Consider the following 21989-nt stretch of genomic DNA (forward strand, 5'->3'; position numbering starts at 1 on the left):
TTGCGAGCGATAGCGTGGCAATCTCAGAGGACAAGTAACCACTCAACCCGTCATGCCGTCCGTTAGCCAAGGGATCGTTACCTCTGATGCTTAGTGCGCCCTACAGTAATCCGCCGCTCATTGCCGAGGAGGGCTACTTCTTTTGTCTTGAAACAAAAGAAGCAAAAATTCAAGTCAGCAAAAAGGCTTCTTTGCCGCACAGGCCTTTGCGCCGCAAACCGCTCAGAACCACTCCAAAGGAGTCCTTTGGACGGGCTGGAATCTTTTTGCCCCACTGCGTTCGCACTACCACTCGCTTCAGCAAAAATTTCCTATGCCCTTGCCACGCTCAGGCCACCATCGTTCTTCCCGCTTTCGGACGAAGCTGTTTTTCTGACATGGGAATTTCTGAAAATTCGGGTTTAGACAAAGCTAAACTACATTCCCGCCATACACCCGGCCCGCCGCCATGACAGGCCCGCGCTTTTAAAGAAAATCCCATCAATCCAAAAATCGTGTAAATCAAGGTTCAGACAAATAAACCCAAAATGCTGTCGCGAGCTTGTAGCTCGTGACATGACACAAGTCAGCTTTCAGCTGACGGAACCTGAAAGCTTGCATAAAGCCCTCGCACAAGTTACGCTGCGCTAAACTTGCGCGAGGGGAAGGGGAGCTATGAGCCGGTGCTCATAAGTTGGGATTATTGGTGTGTTCGACGGCATAGTTTTCAATTGCTCTTAATACATTGGTCATATCTTTTCTAACTTCGATTTCAGTAAATCGAAGTATTGTTAAATTATATGCTGCAAGTTCAGTTTCCCTTACTATATCCAATTTATACTGTTCTTCATGGCTGTGATAACGGCCGTCTATCTCAACAATTAAACCTAATTCGTAGCAATAAAAATCTACGATATAGTTTAATAACGGCTTTTGACGATGAAAATCAAACCCATAAATCCGTTTGTTTCTAAGCTCTTTCCACAATAAAACTTCACCAAGGGTGCTGTCGTTCCTGAGGTTACGTGCCAATTGCTTCAAGTTTTTATTATATGGTATTAGCTTTCGTTTCATTAAACATTATCCACGAAAGTTACTCATTATCTGATTATTTATTTGATACCCAATAGTTCCCCTCTCGAGAGGGGTTAGGGGTGTGTTAGTGAAGAGACCAGCTGGCTAATCCCGTTCATTAACACACCCCATGAATGTTATTGCATCTTGTTCTTTTCTGCTGCCCCTCTCAAGAGGGGATCGCTGGGATCGTACTTGTAAATAAGCGACCGACTAACTTTGCTTAAACGATGCATGGCGTATAAGGTTTCTCCTCACCCCATTTCGCAGCCCGGCCCGGGTTCGTTCGAAATGACCGTGGGGGGGGTATGACAAACGGGATAAAATTTACTCTTCCCCTTCCTCCCCTTCGGCAACGCTTAGCAACCCTTCCGGTTGTTTAAAGTTGCTTTTTACGAAGTGGCACCAGTCGCATTCTTTTTTGCCGCAGCCGGTGCTAAAATCGTGGGCCATTATTTTTTGGTAAACGGTGGTAATTTGTTCGGTCACTTCCTCAATATCCTGCGGACCGATTACCACTTTGGCTTTAAAGTATTCGCCTTCGCGCTCAGGTTCCACAAAATCAAATATGGTGTTCACCACTTCCCAATCGTTGGTTCGGTCGTTATCTATCAATATCTTGTAAAACACCGCCTGGCGCCAGTAATCGCCGCCGTTGGGCTGCTCGTTGGTTGGCGGTTCCAATTTAGGTTTGGCGTTGCGCACCCGGCCGGTCTTGTAATCAACCACGGTTACCTGCTTGCCGTCAAACTCTATCTTATCCAGGTTGCCCTTAATGGGTACGCCGCGCACTTCAATGTTTTTAATGCTGCGCTCGGTTAGGGCTACCTTATTCCAGGTGGCCACGTTTTGCTCGTAGTACAGCGGCAGTATCTTGTCGCCGTAATCAACCCGCAGTTTAAAATCCACTTTGGTGAACGAGTCGCGGTTGCGGTACATATACCAGCGAAACTCCTTTAAAAATTCTTCGGTAGATATAAACTGGTCGTCGTTCTCCTTTAGCCTGCGGTAAGCCTTGTTAAGGGCCCAGTGCACTGCCTGTCCAAAGGTAGCCGACGGGCTTTTGCCCGATGGCACCCGGATGAGGCACTGGAAATAAAACCGCAGCGGGCAATCCAGGTAGTTGTTTAAGTGCGTAACCGAAAGGGTATAATTTTGCAGCAGCTGGTTAATGTAGTTGCGGTCCAGAAGTTCTACAACAGGCTTATCAGCCTCGCTAAATTGCGTGGCGTAAAAGCCCAGCATATCATCGGGGTTTACCTTTGGATAAGTAACCTGCAGGTGCGTATCGGCCAGTATCTCGCCGATAAACTGCGATGGCTCCTGGTCTTTGCCGTTCTTATCCTTGCCGGCATACGAGATGTTAAGGCATTGTTTTGAGCGTGTAAGCGCTACGTAAAACAGCCTGCGGGCTTCTTCTTTTTGGGCGATATCGTCGGACGCGGCCCTTGTAAGCGTATCGGGGTAGCTAAAGCCCGAGTTGCGGCCCTTGCTGTCCCAGGTTTTTTTATCGCAGCCAATAAAGAACACATGCTCAAACTCTAGCCCTTTTGAGCCGTGGGCGGTTAAAAAGTTGATGCCGTTATCAGAAAAGATAACCTTGTTCAGTTCCAGCCGGATGTTGTTTTTACGCATCAGGTCGATAGTGGCTATCAGGTCGGCCAGTTTAATTTCGGGGTTCTTGCGGCTTTCGTCCTTTAAAAAATCGAAGAAGCTGGTAAGCATTTGCATGTGCACGCCCTTGTCCGGCTGCTGCATAATGTATTTAAGGATGCCCATTTTGGCCACCACATCCTGGAAGAACTGCTGCAGCGTAACGCTTACGGCCGATGTTAACAGCTCATCGATATCATTGATCAGGAATTTCATCGCGGTTGCCGGCGGCTTGCTGAACAGATCCGTTTGTGCCGCGACGCGCATCTCGTGAATGTAACGGCGCAACGAGGTCTTGGGCGCGTTATTACTTGCCGTGCTATAGTTCTCCTTAGCTACCGCGATGCTTGCCTTAGCCACCTCGATAGGCGGGATGGTGAAGAAATCGTAATGCAGGATCTCGAACAGCAGCTCGTCACCACTATAAGGCGAATCCAGCTCCATGGCCAGGTAGCGCAGGATGTTCACTATCTTCTCGCCAAAGGGGATGGTCAGCACGTCAATTTTACGTTTGGTGTTAACCGCGATTTGCTGGGTATCTAAATAATGCAGCAACTCCTCTACCTGGCTGTGGTTACGGTATATCACCGCAATTTCGCCCGGCGGGGTGCCTTTGGTTACCAGCTGTTTTATTTGCAGGGCCACGTCCACCAGTTCCTGGCTTGGGTTTTCGTATTCCTTAATTACAGGCTCAACAATCTCCTCTGTAAACCTCGGGTGCGATGAATGAAGGTGTTTATCCAGCTTTAGCTGGGCAGTTAAACGCTCGCGGTTATTGTTGATGAGCGCGCGGGAGATATCCAGGATATGCTGATTGGAGCGGTAGTTATGTTTAAGCACAACGGTTTGCAGGGTGGCCACGTAATCGCCGGCAAAATCAAGAATGTTCTTCATGTTTGCCCCCTGGAACTTAAATATCGACTGGTCATCATCGCCCACCACAAACACGTTTGGCGTTTCCCAGTAGTTGAGTAAAAACCTAAGCAGCTGGTTTTGAGAACCGCTGGTATCCTGGAATTCATCCACCAGGATATACTGGTAGCGTTCCTGGTAGCGGCGCAGTATCTCGTCGTTCTCGCGGAAGGCTTTTAGCACCCACAGGATCATGTCGTCGTAATCGTACCAGTTTTTTGCGCGCATTTTGGCCGCGTAGTTCCCGTACTCGCTTACGGCGGCCAGCAGTTTGCTCATGGCTTCCTGCACCTTGTCAATATCTTTCTGTTTAGGGTCGCCAATGGCGATGCCTGCTTTGGGGTTGGCGCGTTTATAAATAAACTCGTCGCGGTTGGGCAGGTCGTCCAGGTATTCCTGTACAGCCTGTTTGATCAGGTTATCGGTCCAGTTCTCGGTCTTCATGGTCGAGAACAGTTTTTTAAGCCTTGGGGCGTCATAATACTTATCGCCGGTAAAGCGTTTCAGCAAATGGTCGTTACCAAAATCATCAATCAGCTCCTGGAAAAGCATGGCCGATTCCAGGTCAGACAAGGCCTCCAAATTCAGCTTGCCAAAATATTCCAGGTTCTCCTGGATGATCTCGTTACAAAACGCGTGGAAGGTGTATATGTTGATGCGGTATGCATCCGGCCCAATAAACTCGAACAGGCGCTTGCGCATGGCAACGGCGCCCGCATCGGTATAGGTAAGGCAAAGGATCTCGCTTGGCAGGGCATCGGTATCGGTCAGGATCTTGCCTATCCGCGCGGCCAGGATCTGGGTTTTGCCCGTACCGGGGCCGGCAACAACCAGCACCGGGCCATCCATTTGGTTAACGGCGGCCAGCTGCTCGGGGTTTAAACCCGCAAGCGCTTCCTGGAATTTGATGTTATATTTATTGAGTGGAGATTGCATAGTTGTAAGAGTAAAGATAGGGAATGGCGGCGAGTAAACTCACCCCGGCACCACTCCGCTTGCCGACCCTCTCTGCTGCGCAAAGAGGGTAAGGAGAATTGTCGGTGGGGACACCGACAATGAAAATATTATAGTTGTTTTGCATAACGAGCTATCACCTCGTCATGCGGCGTTAATTTATCTTCTGCTGCTTGTTTTTTTGCGCGCTCAATTCCCTGCTTCACATTTTCAGGTAAATCGTCCCAAAAATCTTTGCCTTCATTATCAAGTACTTGCTTAAGTTGAAACAGTAATCCCTCGTCCTCAACATCCAATAAGCGTTTAGCTAATTCTAATTTTTCAGCGATTAAGTTCATACTCAAATTTAACGTTTTAAACTTAGCAAAGCAATAAATAGTATTTACCACTTATATTTGATTATGAAGATAGCCACCTATAATGTTAACGGTGTAAACGGCCGTTTGCCTGTGCTGCTGCGCTGGCTGGAAGAAACCGCGCCCGATGTTGCCTGCCTGCAGGAACTGAAAGCGCCCGACGAAAAATTCCCCCTGCAAGCCATAAAGGATGCCGGTTATAACGCTATCTGGCATGGCCAGAAAAGCTGGAACGGGGTGGCCATACTGGCGCGTAATTTAGCTATCAATGAAACCCGCCGCGGCCTGCCCGGCGACCCTGACGACAGCCACAGCCGCTACATAGAGGCCGAAGTAAACGGCATAACCATTGGCTGCCTTTACCTGCCAAACGGTAACCCTGCGCCGGGGCCAAAGTTTGATTACAAGCTGCGCTGGTTTGAAAGGTTCACCGCCCATGCCGCCGAACTTTATGCCTCGGGCAAACCCGTGGTGCTCACCGGCGATTACAACGTAATGCCAACCGAACTTGATGTTTACAAACCCGAGCGCTGGGTGGAGGATGCGCTATTCCGGCCGGAAACACGGGCGGCTTTTAAAGCCCTGGTAGAACAAGGCTGGACGGATGCCATACGTAAGCTTAACCCCGATAAGGTTATTTATACTTTTTGGGATTACTTCCGTAATGCTTATGGCCGCGATGCAGGACTAAGGATAGACCACTTTTTGCTTAGCCCCGACCTGGATAAACGGCTTATAACCGCCGGGGTTGACCGCCATGTACGCGGATGGGAAAAAACCAGCGACCACGGCCCGGTTTGGATAGAACTTGCTGATGCATAGGCGTTAAGGGGCATGCATGTTTAAATAATGTTTAAAAAAGTTTCCCCTAAATAAAAGCGGGCTGGCTATAACACACATTTTTACGGCTGCTGTAGATTATTTAAAATAAATGGGCGTACTTCGCGGTTTAAATCACAAAACGGTCATAAGTGCCATTAATATGTAACACTTAGTGCCTTTTGGAGTTTAAGTGTTATTTTAATATTTATACGCGCAACATACATTGAATAAAATAGTTAAAATCACAAAAGTGCAGAGCACCCCGGGCCCTATAAGCTTTAAATTACTGTTGAGTATTTTATTAGCGCCTTTGTTTACAGGCATTAGCGGGCTTGCGTACGCCCAGGTTACGCCACCGGCTGATACCGTGAAAAGGGATACTATAAAAGTTCAAAAGCGTGCGGACCTGTCATCGCAGTACGATGTGGCAGACTTGTTCAGCGCTATTTTTCATCCGCACAAAAAACCCGATTCGCTTAAGAAAAAATCGGGTATTACCATAATTCCTAATATTGCCTCTAACCCTACTATTGGTTCGCAAATAGGTATAAAAGCCGTTGCAGGCCGCGTATTGGGGAACGTACCGGGTACTTATATGTCTGCTGCTGCAACATCGGCGTCTATCACTACAAAGGGTATTTTATATTTTTATATTAACCATAATGTGTACACACCTGGCAATAAGTGGAACCTGCAGGGTAGCCTGGTAGCTGCCAAGAGCGTTACCCCCGATTTTGGTTTAGGCATAGGCCAGGGATCGGACGCGAGCACTGCCGACCATGTACTAACCGACCCCGAACGCAAGGGGTATGTTTTTAATTCGCTGTATTATAACTTCAGGGAAAAGGTGTATAAAGAGGTTGAAAAAAACCTGTTTATTGGCGCGGGTGTTTCGTTTGATATCAGGCGGAATATCGAGAACAAAAAAAATAAAGATGATTTAACCCCGTATAATATTTACAGCGACAGGTATGGGTTCGACAGGGGGAAGTATATGTCGAACGGGTTGCTGTTTAACGTACAATACACCACGCGCGACAACCAGAACCGGGCGTATAAAGGTATTTATGTTGATGCCGGTATAAGGGCAAACCAAACCTGGATGGGCAGCGATAAGAACGCGTTGCTGTTTACAACTGATTTTAGAAAATACTGGAGCCTTTCTTCCAGCCACCCCGAACATGTAATAGCTTTCTGGAACTGGGGGGCTTATGTGCTTAACGGCGCGTTACCATACCTGGAACTACCCGGAACAGGTAAAGATGGATCGTACCGCAGCGGCAGGGGATACGTGGGCGGTTATTTTAAATCGCCGCAGTACGATTACTCGGAAGTTGAGTACCGTTTCCCGATAACCAAAAATAAGTTTTTAAGCGGCGTTGCATTCGTTAATATACAAACCGCCAGCGATAACGGCCTGGGCACAAAACTGTTTGAACAATGGCAGCCGGGCGGCGGCGCAGGTTTGCGCGTTTTATTTAATAAGCATACACGCACCAACCTATGCCTCGACTATGCCTGGGGCAATTATGGCGCGCATGGTTTCTTTCTTGGCCTGAACGAAGCTTTTTAAACCGTGCCTATTTTGCTAACTTCAGTAAATAAGCTAATACTTTAGGATTATTAAAATCGGCCATGCCTTCGTGGCGAAATACCATTTTACCTTTTTTATCAAAAATTATTGTGGTGGGGAGTGCGCTGCCAAACATTTGTGGCGGCACATCGCTATTGGTTTTATAAAGCGGCAGGCTATACCCGTTTTTGCTCATAAATATCGACGACCTGGCAAAGTTGCCATCAGCATCAACGGCCATAAAAACAATTTTGTTATTATTTTTAACCTTTTGGTACAAAGTACTAATAGCCGGCATTTCGGCAATACATGGGGGGCACCATGTTGCCCAAAAGTTGATGAACACTACCTTCCCTTTTTGATCGGCAAGGTTCACTATCTGCCCGTCGGCCTTCTGGAAAATAACAGCGGGCAGGCTGGCATCTATACCGGCCCCTTCGTTATTTGAAATATCGGGTTGAAATAAGCCAACTTTCATTAACCCCCTTATCATTAATGCTTTTGCCGTTGGGTTAAATATCATCAAGGCTATCAGGATTATAAAAAGCGCGTTTATTAAGCGGGAAATGGTTAGCTTGTTTAGAATTTGCAATGTCATTAATGTTGAATAATATAAGTGTACCGGGGGGCAAATTACCGGCACCTAAATGTTGCATGCCGGCACCGGCACAAATATAAAGTAAAAACAGCCGTTACTAATAATACCCAATGTTATGTATTGTTAAACTATTACGTTTTGGTTAGCAGGCACTTGCGGTCGAATTATTATATTTGAATAAATCCATTTACTATGAGCCAGATAAACAAAGAAGACATTAAGCAGGAAGTGTTTGACCTGTATGACGACTATACACACAACCGGCTTGACCGCCGCGGATTTTTAGAAAAGATATCCCTTTATGCGGTTGGCGGCTTAACCGTGCCGGCGTTGATGAGTTTTTTGATGCCCGATTACAAAGGGAATATCCAGGTAAAGGCCGACGATCCGCGGTTAAAATCAGCATATATCAACTATCCTTCGCCAAAGGGTGGCGGCACTATTAAAGGTTTGCTGTCAAAACCCGCGGATGCTAAAAAGAAACTTGGCGGTATTATAGTTGTGCACGAAAACAGGGGGCTAAACCCATACATTGAAGATGTAGCCCGCAGGGCAGCCCTGGCGGGTTTTATATCGCTGGCGCCGGATGCCCTTACACCATTGGGCGGTTACCCCGGTAACGATGATGCCGGCCGCGAATTGCAAAGCAAGCGCGACAAAGGCCAGATGGAGGAAGATTTTAGTGCAGCCTACGAATATCTGAAAAACCATAAGGATTGTAACGGAAAGGTTGGCGTAGTAGGTTTTTGCTTTGGCGGCGGCATAGCCAATATGATGGCCGTACGTGTTCCCACGTTGTCGGCCGCAGTGCCGTTTTACGGTGGACAACCGGCGGTGGAGGATGTACCGAAAATTAACGCGCCCCTGATGCTGCATTACGCATCGCTGGATAACAGGATAACCAGTGGGTGGCCGGCATACGAAGCCGCTTTAAAAGCTAACGGCAAAAAATACCAGGCGTTTATATACGAAAATGTAAACCACGGCTTTCATAACGATACTACCCCGCGTTATGACAAAGCCGCCGCCGAACTTGCCTGGAAACGCACGATTGATTTTTTTAAAGAACAGTTGGGGTAATATCCGGCCATATCAAAAAAGCAAACGCCCCTTAAGAAATCAAGTGGCGTTTGCTTTTTATGAGGGTTGTAACCTTTTAAAGCGCTTTTACCTCGCCGGTTATCAGGTCCATTTCAAAAACTTTATAGCTGCCGTTCTTCAGGTCGAAGTACGATCTCATGGTGTTATTGGCATAAAACTCCATATAGCCGTTGTAAGCGTTGGTGTTTACCTTAGCATCTGTGCCTATATTCATATCGGCAGTTTTGGTGTTAAAATACACCCTGCCGCTTTTATACAGCGGGTTTGCAGAATTGTTGAAAGCGGTAATTTTGAGCAGGCTGTAAACCGTTTCCATTTTATGGTATTCGGTAGTAAAGGCCCCGCTAACTTTCGATTTGTACGACGATGTGGTGGTAACACCGTTAATACTGATCTCGCTGTAATGTGTATTCAGCGCCCTTACATCGTAATTAAGGGTTACATCATAAACATTACTAAACCCGGTACCTTTTTCGGTGGTTTTTAAAGTATCGGCTAACAGATAAGCATCTACGTTCCAGTTGTTGCTAAAAGCACCGTTACACTGGTTTGTAAATATTCTTTTCCCAACATATTTACGGGTGGTGTCGCCCTTAACGCCGGTTGAATCTGTAAACGTAGTGAAAACCATCCCGCATTCCTGCGTGGTTGTTACTGTTTTGCCGCCACCCTGGTTTGCATTTGCTTTTAAGGTTTTGCCATTATTTACACTGCCCCTAAGCGAGCGGTAAAGTTCAAGGGCAATTTGTTTGCTAATATCTGTATTGCCGTTTTTAACCGGGGCAACAGCGGTATCTGTTTTTTTACATGATACGCTGAAAACAATTACGGCTATCAGTATCGCCGGTATAACTCTAAAAGAAAATTTCATGGAGTATTAAATAATTTTTTGCAATATAATTTCACACCCAATGGCAAATACGATACCAGGTGCCGGGCAAAGGTAAACCCCGCAACCCGGCAAATTTTAGTGTGGAAATTGATGCCCAAACCATGGTTGCTTTTGCTAATTGTGCTATCTCAGCAGGCGTTTTTTTAAGTTTTAAAAAATATTTTTGCCTTCGTATAAAATCAATAACCTGTTTATTTATCTTTAGGCTGTAAACCAATAGTTTACAATATCATTATGCGGATCATAAAGACCCTTTTAGCTGTATTCATCCTGATAGCTGTTGCATCGTGCAAAAAATCGGAAACAACCGTATCGTTATCGGGCAAATGGCATATTACCAGCGCCCTTGGTAACGACGACCGCCACTGGACAGGATCCTTCACCCTGAAACAGGAAGGCGGCGCAAATAAATACACCGGGCTTTTTTTGTGGGATGCCACTGATGGGCAGTCTACAGGTACAGATAGCGTTACGGGAGAATATAATGCCTCAACCAAAGTGCTTATCATGCAGTCGGTAGTAATAAGCGGCGATATCGAACCCGTTACCTATACCATGAATGTGACAGATAACGGTACAAAAATGCACGGCACCTGGACAGGATCGAGCGACGGCTCAGTTGCCGACCCGGGTATCTGGACGGCGGAAAAAGAATAATAGTTGCTGTTAACTTACAAAAGCTCCGGGCCAAAAGCTCCGGGGCTTTTTTGTTGAATGATGAAACGCGCGAGTTTTTCTTTATATCCTTATCGGTAGTTTTTTAACTGAAATGCTATAATGAAAAAGCTTAACCGTATGTACTTCGCAAGGTTTAGCAGGTCAACCGCCTTCGCATATCCATTAATATTTTATATTTTAACATTTTATGAGTTTGCAGCAGCGATTTATCTAATTAGCTTACTTGAAACCGTATACATTTCATATCACCCTTTATGATGTCGCGTTTTTTGGCGCGGCATTTATCGGCCTTACCTTTATTTTTCTTTTATGGTTCGCACGAAAGGCAAATCGAACAGCAAACCGGTTTTTAGCCCTTGCCCTGGCTATTGCCGTTTTGTGGCTTGCCCGGATCCTGGCGATCGACATTAACCTTGAAGCCTATTTTTCGCATTGGAGCCGGCTGCCGCTGCAATTTTCGCTTGCGCTTGGCCCGCTTATTTTTTTTTATGTGCTTAAAATAACACGGCCCGAATATAAATTCCGGTTTAAGGATCTGCTGCATTTTAGCCCGCTGCTACTGGAATTGGGTGCCCTGGCATTAGAGGTGAAGGATAGTATGAAAACCGGCGTTGCTGCTTACGAAACACCGGCCTTTAGGTTGCTAAACCCTGTATTGCAATTGCTGGCGTTTATTTCGGTCATTGTCTACATATACAGGTGTCGTGTATTGATCGAGGGCTTTTACCGGCAGCAAAAATTCACCGGGAACGACCGGTACCGGTACGAACTGCGGTGGGTAAATAACTTACTGGCAGGTTTTGGGCTGTTATGGTTATTATGGGTCCCCTTTGTGGCCACAGATTATTTTTATTACAACTACCAATTGGCGGTGCAGGCTTATTACCCCTTATATTTCCTTTTAATGTTAATGATCATCTGGATAGCAGCAAGGGCTTTTTTAAGGCCCGAAATGGGCACACCGGCAGATATTGCAGCCGTACTAAAACCGTTACTACCGGCAGAACTAAAGCAAAAAGGGATCTGGCTGAAAAAAGTTGTTAAAGAGAACCACTATTACAGGGACCCCGAACTAAGCTTAAGCTTACTGGCCGAGAAGTTAGGGATAAGCCTTCATGATCTGTCCCGGATCATTAATACAGCGCTCAAAAAAAGCTTTAACGATTTCATCAATGAATACCGTGTTGCAGATGTAGTACAGAAAATGCAGGACCTTGCTTATGGCCATATCACCCTGCTGGGCATTGCCTTCGAATCGGGGTTTAATTCTAAAACCACTTTTAACCGCACTTTTAAACAAATAACCGGGAAAAGCCCGGTGGAATATAAAAATGATCTTAAAAAAGAGCGCCCATCTTATAACCTGGGGCGCGGTACCCGGTTGGCGGCGGTAGTTTCGTATCAAAATGTCCATCCAAAATGGACGTACGAAAAACTAACCCGCAACATTATGTTTAAAAATTACCTGAAAATAGCATGGCGCACCCTTACGCGCAATAAAAGCTACGCCGCTATTAATATTGCCGGCATGGCAGTTGGCGTAACGGTTTGTATCGTCATATTTATTATTATACAGTTTCAAACAAGCTTTGATACTTTTCACTCAAAAACCGACCGTGTGTACCGTGTGCTGACAGCATCGCATCATGCAGAAACGTCGGGAGTATCCTATGCGAAGAACGTGCCGTTTCAAATGCCGCAGGGGTTAAAAACGGCCTTCCCCGAAATAGAGCAGGTAGCGCCTGTATATGCAAGCCATAACGACGAGTTACAAGTGCTTGATGCTAACGGAACCCCTGTAAAGAATTTTAAAGAGCAGAGCGGTGTGTTTTATACATCGCCGGCATTCTTCAGGATGTTCGATTTCCCGCTGCTGAATGGGTCGTACGCTTCCTTGAACGACCCCAACAATGTATTGCTTACCAAAGAAATAGCAGAAGCCTATTTTGGTGACTGGAAACTGGCGATGGGTAAAACCATAAAAATTACAGGCTACTATAGTATAGGCGCGGGGTTGTTTCAGTTCCCGGCAAGGGCGCTAAAGGTTACGGGCATCCTGGCAACCATACCGGCAAATACAGACTTTCGCCTGAAATTGGTGGTAGCTTACGGCACAGATTTTACCGGGGATACACAATACGGTTTTCAACAACCCGACCTGGATGCAACAGCGCCTGATTTTGGTTGTTATGTCTTGTTGCCGCAAAATACTTCGACCGATAACTTTAACCGGCAATTAGCAGCCTACGCGCAAAGAAAACAAACCGCCGATAAAAAGGACAGCTACATTATACAGCCATTAGGTGATATACATTATGATGCAGAGGCCGGCAATTACAGCAATAAAACTATCAGCCATCAACTGCTTAATGTATTATGGCTTATTGCGTCATTTATTTTGTTAATTGCCTGCGTAAACTTTATCAACCTGTCTACAGCGCAAGCGGTTAACCGTGCAAAAGAGGTTGGGGTACGTAAGGTTTTGGGGAGCAGCAAAACCCAATTGCAGGTACAGTTTATTGTGGAAACATTTTTGATTGTCGCCGGCGCAGTGTTGTTTGCGGTAGCTATTACCATGCTTGCATTACCCTATGTAGGCCGGCTTTTAGAGCTTTCTCTCTCGTTTAATATATTCAGCAACCCGGCAGTTATCTTATTCCTGTTAGGGGTAACCATTGTGGTGACCGCGCTCGCAGGTTTTTATCCTTCAGTTGTTTTATCGCGTTTTAATCCGGTTAATGCTTTAAAAAGCAAGATCACCGCAAACACCACTAACGGGTTTTCGTTGCGCAGGGCACTGGTAGTGTTTCAGTTCATTATTGCGCAGGTGCTCATCATCGGCACCCTCATCATTATAAAGCAAATGAATTATTTTATGGATCGGCCCTTAGGGTTTGATAAAGACGCTGTAGTGAATGTGGCCTACCGCCCCGGCCAATCGGGCGATTATTTAAAGCAGCAGCTATTGCAGGTAAGCGGGGTGCAGTCGGTGAGCTTTAGTTCAAACAGCCCGGTAGAGGATGATAATAATATGTTTACCACGTTAAAGTTTAACAACGCGATAAAGGACGCGGATTTTAAAGCCATCACCAAATTTGCCGACGAAGGTTATGTGCCTACTTTTAAGCTAAAACTGGTAGCCGGGCGAAATTTGCAACCCTCGGGCTGGACAAGGGAGTTTTTAGTGAACGAATCTTTTGTAAAAAGTTTAGGGTTTAAAAACCCTGAAGATATATTGAATAAAGAGGTGAACATACTGGGTGGGCAGATAAAATGCCCCGTTGTTGGGGTAGTGAAAGACTTTAATGACAGGTCCCTTCGCCATAACGTGGCTCCATTGCTTATTGCCACAAACAACACCATGTACCGCCAGGTTTCTATAAAGCTATCTACAACAAACATTACTTCAACAATGCAATCGGTAGAGAGAATATGGAAGCAAACATTCCCTAACTATGTTTATGAATACCAGTTTCTGGATGAAAAGATAGCCGGTTTTTATAAACAGGAAAACCAGTTAGCGCAATTGTATAAAACTTTCGCAGTTATAGCAATATTTTTAAGCTGCCTTGGGTTGTATGGCCTGGCTTCATTCATGGCGGTGCAACGTGTAAAAGAAGTGGGCATCCGTAAAGTACTGGGCGCTACAGCAGGCAGTATAGTGTATTTGTTTTCAAAAGAATTTATTATACTGGTAGCCATTGCCTTTGCCATTGCTACGCCTATTGCATGGTATTACATGCACCAATGGCTGCAGGATTATGTTTATCGCGTTAACATAAGCTGGTGGTTGTTTGCTGCAGGCGGGCTTGCTGCCATAATTATAGCGCTTGCAACCATAAGTTTCCAGGCAATAAAAGCGGCAATAGCCAACCCTGTAAAAAGTTTAAGGAGCGAGTGATAAGTTTGATAGGTAACTGCGACAGTTGTCGCGATACGCCCTTAAATTGTCGTTTTCATACAGCATGAAGTTTTGAAATACATTCGTTCTTTGTATTGTCAACACATCAATTTAAATAACGCATTATGAAAAGAGCAATTACAAGATCTGATATCCTTAAACAGGTACTGATATTCGCAATTTTGTTTTTTACAGTGTTCCAATCCAATGGTCAACAACTTAAACCAACAGTAAGCGGCTATGCCCCTGTAAACGGCATTAAAGTTTATTACGAAACGTACGGCGAGGGTAAGCCTGTTGTTTTACTGCATGGCGCTTTTATGACCATTGAAGGGAACTGGGCCGAATTGATACCAGAATTGGCAAAAACCAGGAAGGTGATCGCCATTGAACTGCAGGGACACGGGCATACACAGTATTCGAACAGAAAACTGACGCATGCCGGCATGGCAGGCGATGTAGAAGCGGTAATGGATTACCTGAAAATTGACAGTGTCGATGTTGTGGGATACAGCATGGGCGGCTCGGTAGCTTACAAATTTGCAATACAAAGCCCTAAACGCTTAAAAAGATTAGTGATCATTTCTTCTACTTATAAAAGTGCCGGTTGGTTGCCCCAAATAAACGTTGCATTTAAATCATGGACGCCCGAACTTTTTACAAACACCCCGATGAGATCCGCTTACGAAGCAGTGGCGCCCGATAAAACAAAATGGAGCAAGTTTATAGACCAGATGATCGCTTTTGCCCGGGAGCCCTTCGATTTCGGGGATGCCAATATTGCAAAGATCTCCGCGCCCGTATTGATCATATCAGGTGATAATGACGGAGTGGATAAAGTTGAGCTGGCAAAAACATATAAGCTATTAGGAGGCAATGTTTCTGCTGATATGGCACCAATGCCAAAATCACAACTGGCCATAGTTCCCTCGCAGGGGCATGTAAGCCTGATGATGCAGACGAACATAATATTAGATTACCTGAACGGCTTTTTAAAGTAACAAGCACAATCCCAATTCCATTATTTATAAGCGGCAGCAGGGAAATCATATCCAGGTACAGGAATAATAATGTGTGCTTTAAGCATTTAAAAATCAGCTGTTCAAAAGTAGATGTGCAAAAGCTTTGCAAATTAAAGGAAAGTCCGCTTCAACCGCTTATATTGCATACGGACTTGTCGTAACCGCCAAGTGCCGGCTTAGGGGCGTTGCCTGCAATCCTCCCTATGGCGTAATAAAAATCATATTTATGAATTGGAAAAATACGGTTACCGTTATCACCGGTGCCACCTCGGGGATTGGCAAGGCCACCCTGGAACGCTTAAGAAACGAAGGTAGTTTGGTGTACAACCTTGATAATACGCCACCTGCGCAAGCCGACCCCTACTTTATTGTTTGCGATGTAAGCAACCGGTTGAGTATAGAGCAAGCGATCAAAAGGATATATGATAAAGAAAAAAGGATTGACTTCCTGTTTTCAAATGCCGGGCGGCATCTTTTCGCCAACATCGAAGATACCAGTTATGAGCAACTGGAAACATTGGTGGGCATTAATTTATTGGGTACCTTCTATCTGTTAAAAACAGTGATCCCCCTGATGAAACAACAGCAAAAAGGTAGTATTGTGCTGATGGGGTCCGACCAGTGTTTTGTTGGCAAAGGCAGCAGCAGCGTATATGGTATGACCAAGGGAGCCATAGGCCAGCTTGCCAAAAGCACCGCTATTGATTATGCTCCGTTTAATATAAGGGTAAACTGTATTTGCCCCGGAACAATTCAGACACCGTTGCTGGATAATGCGGTAAAACAGTTTGTAAAACAATCGGGCCAGGAAGCATCCGCAGTGTACGCTGCGATGGATGGCGCCCAACCCCTGGGGCGTGTGGGTAGACCGGAAGAAATTGCCAATACGGTTCGTTTCCTTTTCTCAGATGATGCCTCTTTTATCACCGGGGCATTGATCGCTGCGGATGGTGGGTATACTTGCCAGTAAATAATGGGAAATTCTACCGGCTTTGATATGAACCACAGGTTGCTGCTATTGTCTTTTGAAGCGCCGCACCATAAGGGCGCTTAGAATAGCTACCCCACATAAGATCAGCATTAGTTCGAACCCGCTCTTAAAGCTTCCGGTCATTTTTCTGAGTGTGCCCAGCACTATCATGCCCGCGGCGCCCGACAGTTCGTCAACCATTATTACGATCCCTAAAACAGAGCCGTAGCTTTTGCCGCGATAAATACTGGCAACCCATACCTGTATAAGGGTGAATGCCCCGCCAAAACCAAAGCCGGCAATCAGGGCGAAAGCGGTTAACACTAAGGGGTTGGTGCTTAAAGTACGCATGATAAAAAAGTCGGCAGCCATAACCGCAATGGCCACTACTATAGTATACTCTTTATTGATCTTGTCGCTCAGGTAGCCAAAAAACAGCTTACCAACTATCGCCGTTAATGAAAAATAGCCCAACATTTTGGCCGAAAAAACGGGGGTTTGCCCTAAATCTTTTATAACGAACCCGTGATTTTGATGATAACCTTTTATGCAAAACCACATGATGGCGGTTACTAAGAGCACCATATAAAATGCAGGTGATCGTAAAGCATCACTAAGGGAACGGTTGGGTTCGGCGGGTTTTGCATTGTGCCTTTCCGGAAAATATGCACCATCCGGAACGCTCCCTATTACAGCCGGTTCAGGTTTGATCACTAATAACCCCGGCAGAAGAAAGATAGCTGACGCGATGCTTAAATACAAACAAGATCTTTGCCAGTCGGCCCCGGCTATTACTGCAATGCGGGGAAAGATAATGCCCCCCAGGCTGGATCCAAGTATCATGATGCCGGTTGCCAGCCCTTTGTAATGGTTGAACCACTTATTGATCAGGTACATAAAAGACATAATGCCCGCAAGCGCCATACAAATTCCATACAGTACGTAAAACACGCACAAAGCGGCATAGCTGGTAACATATGCCAGCGAAAATATTAAAGCTATGGCCCCAAAAGCGCCGACCGCAATAATATTACGCGGGTTATACCTGTCCAAAAGGCGGCCAATAAACGGCGACGTAACGGCAATTGTTAAAAACAACAGTGTAGGAAGGAATGCTGCGCTTTGCGCATCCAGCCCGAAGGACTTGATCTGCAGGGGCCGCATCACCGTTAATGAATAAGCACCCACACCGTTGGTGGTGGCATACATGAGGGTTAAAGCCGCCAGCATAAACCAGCCGTAGTAGATTTTTTTCATAAAGCCAGATAACCCTTTTGAATTTAAGCGGAATATACAATAAAGCGGATAAACGCGAAGATGATATTTTGTATATGGTGATAGGAAATTACCTCAATGATCGGAAAGTTACTTCTACGTCCGTTGGGTAACGGATATAAACCGGGCGTGCTATCTACAAACGCAAAAGCCTCACGACTTTTGATTTGAGGCTTTTGCGTTACGGGTAGCGGAGAGGTAATCTCGAACTTTTTGAATAGTTTATTCATGAATCATAAGTTATAATTTTAATACTTTGTCCTCCACCACAACAATTTTATCTAATTTATTATTTATGTCCTCTAAGGAAGGATTATTCTTCTCGATCCACTTATTGATCTCGGTCAGTTTATCCTCAGATACGATAGCTCGTTGCGCCATCATTTTGACACTATTGCCACCGTGGCTTTTTGACATATCAATTCTCCATCTTGGTCCGCCTGCATAAACGGCCGCATACATAATCTTTGCTTTAATCAGATTAGTTCCTCCAGTTAGACAAGCATTATAAAACATTAAATGGACATCCTTCCAATCTTCCGTTTTTACAACGCAATAATAATCGTGTACTACTGATGCATTGCGATAAGTGCCTTCAAATGGTCCTCCAATAATTGTCCAAAAAATTTGAGGGATTGACGCACCATCAACGATAGTGTTTTTAGGAACATCCCACTTTTTGCCATTAGGGTCAATGTATCCAAATTCTTTATTAAGCTTCATTGAACGGCCATTGTCAAGCCATTGAGCAACTACGTCGCCCACGAATCTGCCTTTCGTTTTTTGAGCAACAACAGCAACTGGAAATAATATTAAAAATAAAAGGTACTTCATAGCAATAAGGTTGGTATACTAATATATGAAGATTTTTTCATTAAATAAACAACTAATAGATAATGAATGGTTTATGAAAGCAAAAAGCGATAGCCTTATACAAATGGTTTGGTGCTATTATCGATTTTTCTCAAACAAAAAAGCCTCAAATCTTTCGACTTAAGGCTTTTAACTTAATTGAGGTAACCCCAACAGGACTAAACTCGAACCACTTTATGCAAGATTTAAAATTATTGGCCTGCTTTAAGTAGTTCGATCCCGCTTCGGGCTCTATCGCATTTGTTACTAATGGGTTACTCTCAAACCATAACATTCTCATGTTCACAACGCAAACCTTTATTTACACTCAAATTGTTGCTTGCTAATCGGATATTTTGCTTTCCAATACAACAATTTCCCGCTCAGCCTTCACTCTAACCGCATGGAAATCGGATGTTTGTATAAAATACTGGATATAGCAACGAACAGCGACACTAAAATCTGCCTTAAAATCACTCTGTTCTCAAATTCTTAACTGGGTTAGAAAGCGCCGCTTTTATTGACTGAAAACTAACTGTTAATAGTGCCAGCATCACAGCAAGCGCTCCGGCAACAGCAAACATCCACCAGGTAATGGTGATGCGGTAAGAAAAACTATCCAGCCACTGGTTCATAAAGTACCAAGCAATAGGACAAGCTACCAAAAAAGAAATCAGAACCAGCTTTACAAAATCTTTTGATAGCAGCGCCACCAGGTCCGCCACTGTGGCGCCGAGGACTTTTCTCACCCCAATCTCTTTTTTTCTACGCTCCGCAGCATTAGCTGCTAAACCCAGTAAACCCAGACACGATACAAAAATGGTTACTGCCGTAAACATTGTAAGAAGGGTTTTAAGCTTATCTTCACCTTTATACATCTTACCGAAGCTTTCATCAAGGAAATTGTACTCAATAGGATAGTCAGCGCTATAACGGCTCCATACTTTCTTGATTTCGCCAATAGTTGTTTCGATCTTTGAGCCATTAATCTTAACAGCTACTTTAGAATAAGCCTGCGGATAAATCTGCAGCACCGTTGGTTCTATTTTTTCGTGGAGGCTTTTGTAGTGAAAATCTTTAACAACACCTATCACTGGCCCTGTTTTTAATGAATCAGGCTTTCTCCATGTAGGCCACGACAACGTCTTACCGATAGCCTGCCTGGCACTGCCCAATCCCAAGTCCCGAACGGCTGTTTCATTGATGATGTAAGCGCTTACGTCGCCGCCGATTTCTTTCGAAAAGTTTCTGCCTGCAAGCAGTTTTAATCCAAGGGTTTTGAGATAATCGTCGTCAACCATTATCTGTACAGTTTTTGTTGGTTTCAACCCAGGCTTTTCTTTCACTGTTATTAAACCATCACCAAAGTTATCACCGGGAAAGCCATAGCCAATTGATACCGACGCTATTCCGGGGTAGCGCATTAACTCATTCTTAAAGCTTGCATAATTCTTTTTCAGGTTCTCACCTCTCATAGGAAAGAACAAAACCTGCTCTTTTCTGAAGCCCAAATCTTTATTGTGCATATAGCTCACCTGGTTAATGACCACTATGGCGCTAATGATAAGCAAAACGGATAACGAAAACTGTACTATCACCAGCCCTTGTCGCAGCCATTGCGTACCGGCCGGTGCACTATTTGTTATGATACTCCCTTTTAAAACTTTTGCAGGCTGAAAAGCAGATAATACCAGTGCAGGATAAAAGCCAGCAAGTATTCCCACTACTAATGTAAGCGTCACTAATGCGAGCCCAACCAGTGGATTTGTAATCAGGTCGAATCCGATGCTTTTTTCCGTAAAGCGATTTAGATACGGCAACAAGAGCCATGTGGCCGCGATAGCAACAATCATACTTATGGCGGTCAACAATATTGTCTCACCAACAAACTGTGTTGCCAGCTCTATTCTGCCTGCGCCAATAGATTTTCTAACTCCTACTTCCTTGGCTCTCTTTAGTGACCTTGATGTGGCAAGGTTTACAAAATTAAAGCAGGCGATGAGCAATATAAAAATAGCAATGATAGAAAGAGCTTTCACATACGTGATGTTGCCCCTGGTGGACATCTCGTATTTAAAGTCTGATGAATAGAGATGAATTTGTCCAAGAGATTGAAAATAGGGCACGTTGACAGGACCATCGCCTTTCATGAAAGGCTTTGAATATTTTTGAAACTTTGCCTGAAGCTGGTCGGCGCTTGTACCATTTTTTAGCTTTACATACGTATTGAAGGGATACCATTGCCAGCTTTGCATCCTTTCGCCAGATATGCCCACGGAGGCCATGGTCATCAGAAAATTCAGTGGTAAGTGGAATTTCTCGCTGTTTTCCAGCACACCCTGAACACGCATGACCAATTTGGCTAGTATAAGCTCCTTACCAATAGGATTCTCCTTGCCGAAAAATTTCTCTGCCATAGCAGCGGAGATCACAATGGATTTTGGATCGCTGAACACTTTTGCTGCTGATCCATACCGAAAATGGAGCGGAAACATCTTAAAGAAATTACTGTCTACGAGGAATCCATTTTCTTCATACAGCTTTTTGTCGTTCGCTTCGACCAGTTCTTTTGAATTTAATGACATTACACGTACTGCTTCCTCCACCTCAGCAAAGTTCTGTTTAAGCGCCACTGCAAATGCCGGAGGTGCTGTGGCTATGATATTGTCTGCATCCCCTTTTGTCTTTTGATAAACGCGGTAAGTATTTTCATACCCGGGAACAAACTTGTCGTACTGTTGCTCATCTCTGACAAAGAGGCCAATAAGCAGGCAGGCGGTTAAGCCAATAGTAAGGCCTGCAATATTGATGAATGAAAAACCTTTGTGCCGTCCAATGTTTCTTAAACCGGATATCAGGGCATTCTGGAACATAATTTTTTTTATAATAATACTTCTAAGCGAGTACCAATGATATTAACATCTGATGATCAGGCTTTTAACAAATAGCTCATCTGTATATTTGTTCGAATCCGATACACTACTGTACGGTTTTGATACGGATTGACACGTCCTGAATCACTACCCACGTAATGAAATAAATTCTGAAAAATCTTTACAAAGTTGTTCCTGTCAAAGAGTTATCGGTCGTTGCCGCTGAATTTACACGTTGATCTTAACAGCTAAAGCTGGAAAGACGGTATCTGCCCGTTGTTAGACAGAGCGTTGGCAAATGTTTCGAGGCTACCCAATTATATCAAAGCGCTGATTCAGAGGGTAAAAGGCGTATTATTAGTTCGATGTACCCCGAAAATCTCACTTTTGATGAGTGTCAACATCGAACTAATCGTATAAATGAAGCAATCCGCGTTTTTGATAGTGTTAGGGCGGTTTTGAGGCAAAAAATAAGGGCAAATCTACTGTTAAAGTTGATTTGCC

At 44.7% G+C, this 21989-nt stretch carries 15 protein-coding genes; 7 read left to right on the plus strand and 8 right to left on the minus strand.

Annotated features, from left to right (window positions below):
- Window positions 1-666: 666 nt before the first annotated feature.
- The 3 genes from EWM62_RS15095 to EWM62_RS15105 form a co-directional block, all read right to left on the minus strand.
- Window positions 667-1053 (minus strand): endonuclease domain-containing protein, encoded by a 387-nt coding sequence (locus EWM62_RS15095; protein ID WP_129877519.1) that lies wholly within the window; start codon window positions 1051-1053, stop codon window positions 667-669.
- Window positions 1054-1380: 327 nt separating this feature from the next.
- Window positions 1381-4554, minus strand: coding sequence for an ATP-dependent DNA helicase (locus tag EWM62_RS15100; protein ID WP_129877520.1), 3174 nt, complete (start codon window positions 4552-4554; stop codon window positions 1381-1383).
- Between the two features lie 128 nt (window positions 4555-4682).
- On the minus strand, window positions 4683-4910 hold the full coding sequence (locus tag EWM62_RS15105; RefSeq protein WP_129877521.1) for a hypothetical protein: 228 nt from the start codon (window positions 4908-4910) through the stop codon (window positions 4683-4685).
- Between the two features lie 63 nt (window positions 4911-4973).
- Here EWM62_RS15105 and xth point away from each other — a divergent pair, with 63 nt between their 5' ends.
- Both xth and EWM62_RS15115 read left to right on the plus strand, forming a co-directional pair.
- Window positions 4974-5750 (plus strand): exodeoxyribonuclease III, encoded by a 777-nt coding sequence (gene xth, locus EWM62_RS15110; RefSeq protein ID WP_129877522.1) that lies wholly within the window; start codon window positions 4974-4976, stop codon window positions 5748-5750.
- Between the two features lie 289 nt (window positions 5751-6039).
- Window positions 6040-7323, plus strand: a complete 1284-nt coding sequence (locus EWM62_RS15115) for a BamA/TamA family outer membrane protein (RefSeq protein WP_238989362.1) — start codon at window positions 6040-6042, stop codon at window positions 7321-7323.
- Between the two features lie 7 nt (window positions 7324-7330).
- Here the strand turns inward: EWM62_RS15115 and EWM62_RS15120 are convergent, their stop codons facing one another.
- Entirely contained in the window at window positions 7331-7921 is a 591-nt protein-coding gene (locus tag EWM62_RS15120) for a TlpA family protein disulfide reductase (RefSeq protein WP_129877523.1), read from the minus strand.
- A gap of 192 nt (window positions 7922-8113) precedes the next feature.
- Between EWM62_RS15120 and EWM62_RS15125 the strand changes: the two genes are divergently transcribed.
- Complete coding sequence (locus tag EWM62_RS15125; protein ID WP_129877524.1) at window positions 8114-9001, plus strand: dienelactone hydrolase family protein; 888 nt, start codon at window positions 8114-8116, stop codon at window positions 8999-9001.
- A 76-nt stretch (window positions 9002-9077) separates the two neighbouring features.
- On the opposite strand, the gene EWM62_RS15130 is transcribed toward EWM62_RS15125, so the two are convergent.
- On the minus strand, window positions 9078-9893 hold the full coding sequence (locus tag EWM62_RS15130) for a hypothetical protein (RefSeq protein ID WP_129877525.1): 816 nt from the start codon (window positions 9891-9893) through the stop codon (window positions 9078-9080).
- Window positions 9894-10148: 255 nt separating this feature from the next.
- Between EWM62_RS15130 and EWM62_RS15135 the strand changes: the two genes are divergently transcribed.
- From EWM62_RS15135 to EWM62_RS15150, 4 genes are all read left to right on the plus strand, one after another.
- Window positions 10149-10571: a hypothetical protein gene (locus tag EWM62_RS15135; protein ID WP_129877526.1), complete on the plus strand. Its 423-nt coding sequence runs from the start codon at window positions 10149-10151 to the stop codon at window positions 10569-10571.
- Window positions 10572-10815: 244 nt separating this feature from the next.
- Window positions 10816-14493, plus strand: a complete 3678-nt coding sequence (locus EWM62_RS15140) for an ABC transporter permease (protein ID WP_129877527.1) — start codon at window positions 10816-10818, stop codon at window positions 14491-14493.
- Between the two features lie 125 nt (window positions 14494-14618).
- A complete protein-coding gene (locus tag EWM62_RS15145; RefSeq protein WP_129877528.1) occupies window positions 14619-15494 on the plus strand; it encodes an alpha/beta fold hydrolase in 876 nt (291 codons plus the stop codon).
- A 247-nt stretch (window positions 15495-15741) separates the two neighbouring features.
- Entirely contained in the window at window positions 15742-16485 is a 744-nt protein-coding gene (locus tag EWM62_RS15150) for an SDR family NAD(P)-dependent oxidoreductase (protein ID WP_129877529.1), read from the plus strand.
- Window positions 16486-16530: 45 nt separating this feature from the next.
- Here the strand turns inward: EWM62_RS15150 and EWM62_RS15155 are convergent, their stop codons facing one another.
- From EWM62_RS15155 to EWM62_RS15165, 3 genes are all read right to left on the minus strand, one after another.
- Window positions 16531-17742, minus strand: coding sequence for an MFS transporter (locus EWM62_RS15155; protein WP_129877530.1), 1212 nt, complete (start codon window positions 17740-17742; stop codon window positions 16531-16533).
- A 258-nt stretch (window positions 17743-18000) separates the two neighbouring features.
- Window positions 18001-18594: a DUF1353 domain-containing protein gene (locus EWM62_RS15160; protein WP_129877531.1), complete on the minus strand. Its 594-nt coding sequence runs from the start codon at window positions 18592-18594 to the stop codon at window positions 18001-18003.
- A gap of 491 nt (window positions 18595-19085) precedes the next feature.
- On the minus strand, window positions 19086-21485 hold the full coding sequence (locus EWM62_RS15165) for an ABC transporter permease (RefSeq protein WP_129877532.1): 2400 nt from the start codon (window positions 21483-21485) through the stop codon (window positions 19086-19088).
- Window positions 21486-21989 lie beyond the last annotated feature (504 nt).

Source organism: Mucilaginibacter terrigena, assembly GCF_004168255.1.
GTDB classification, from domain to species: domain Bacteria; phylum Bacteroidota; class Bacteroidia; order Sphingobacteriales; family Sphingobacteriaceae; genus Mucilaginibacter; species Mucilaginibacter terrigena.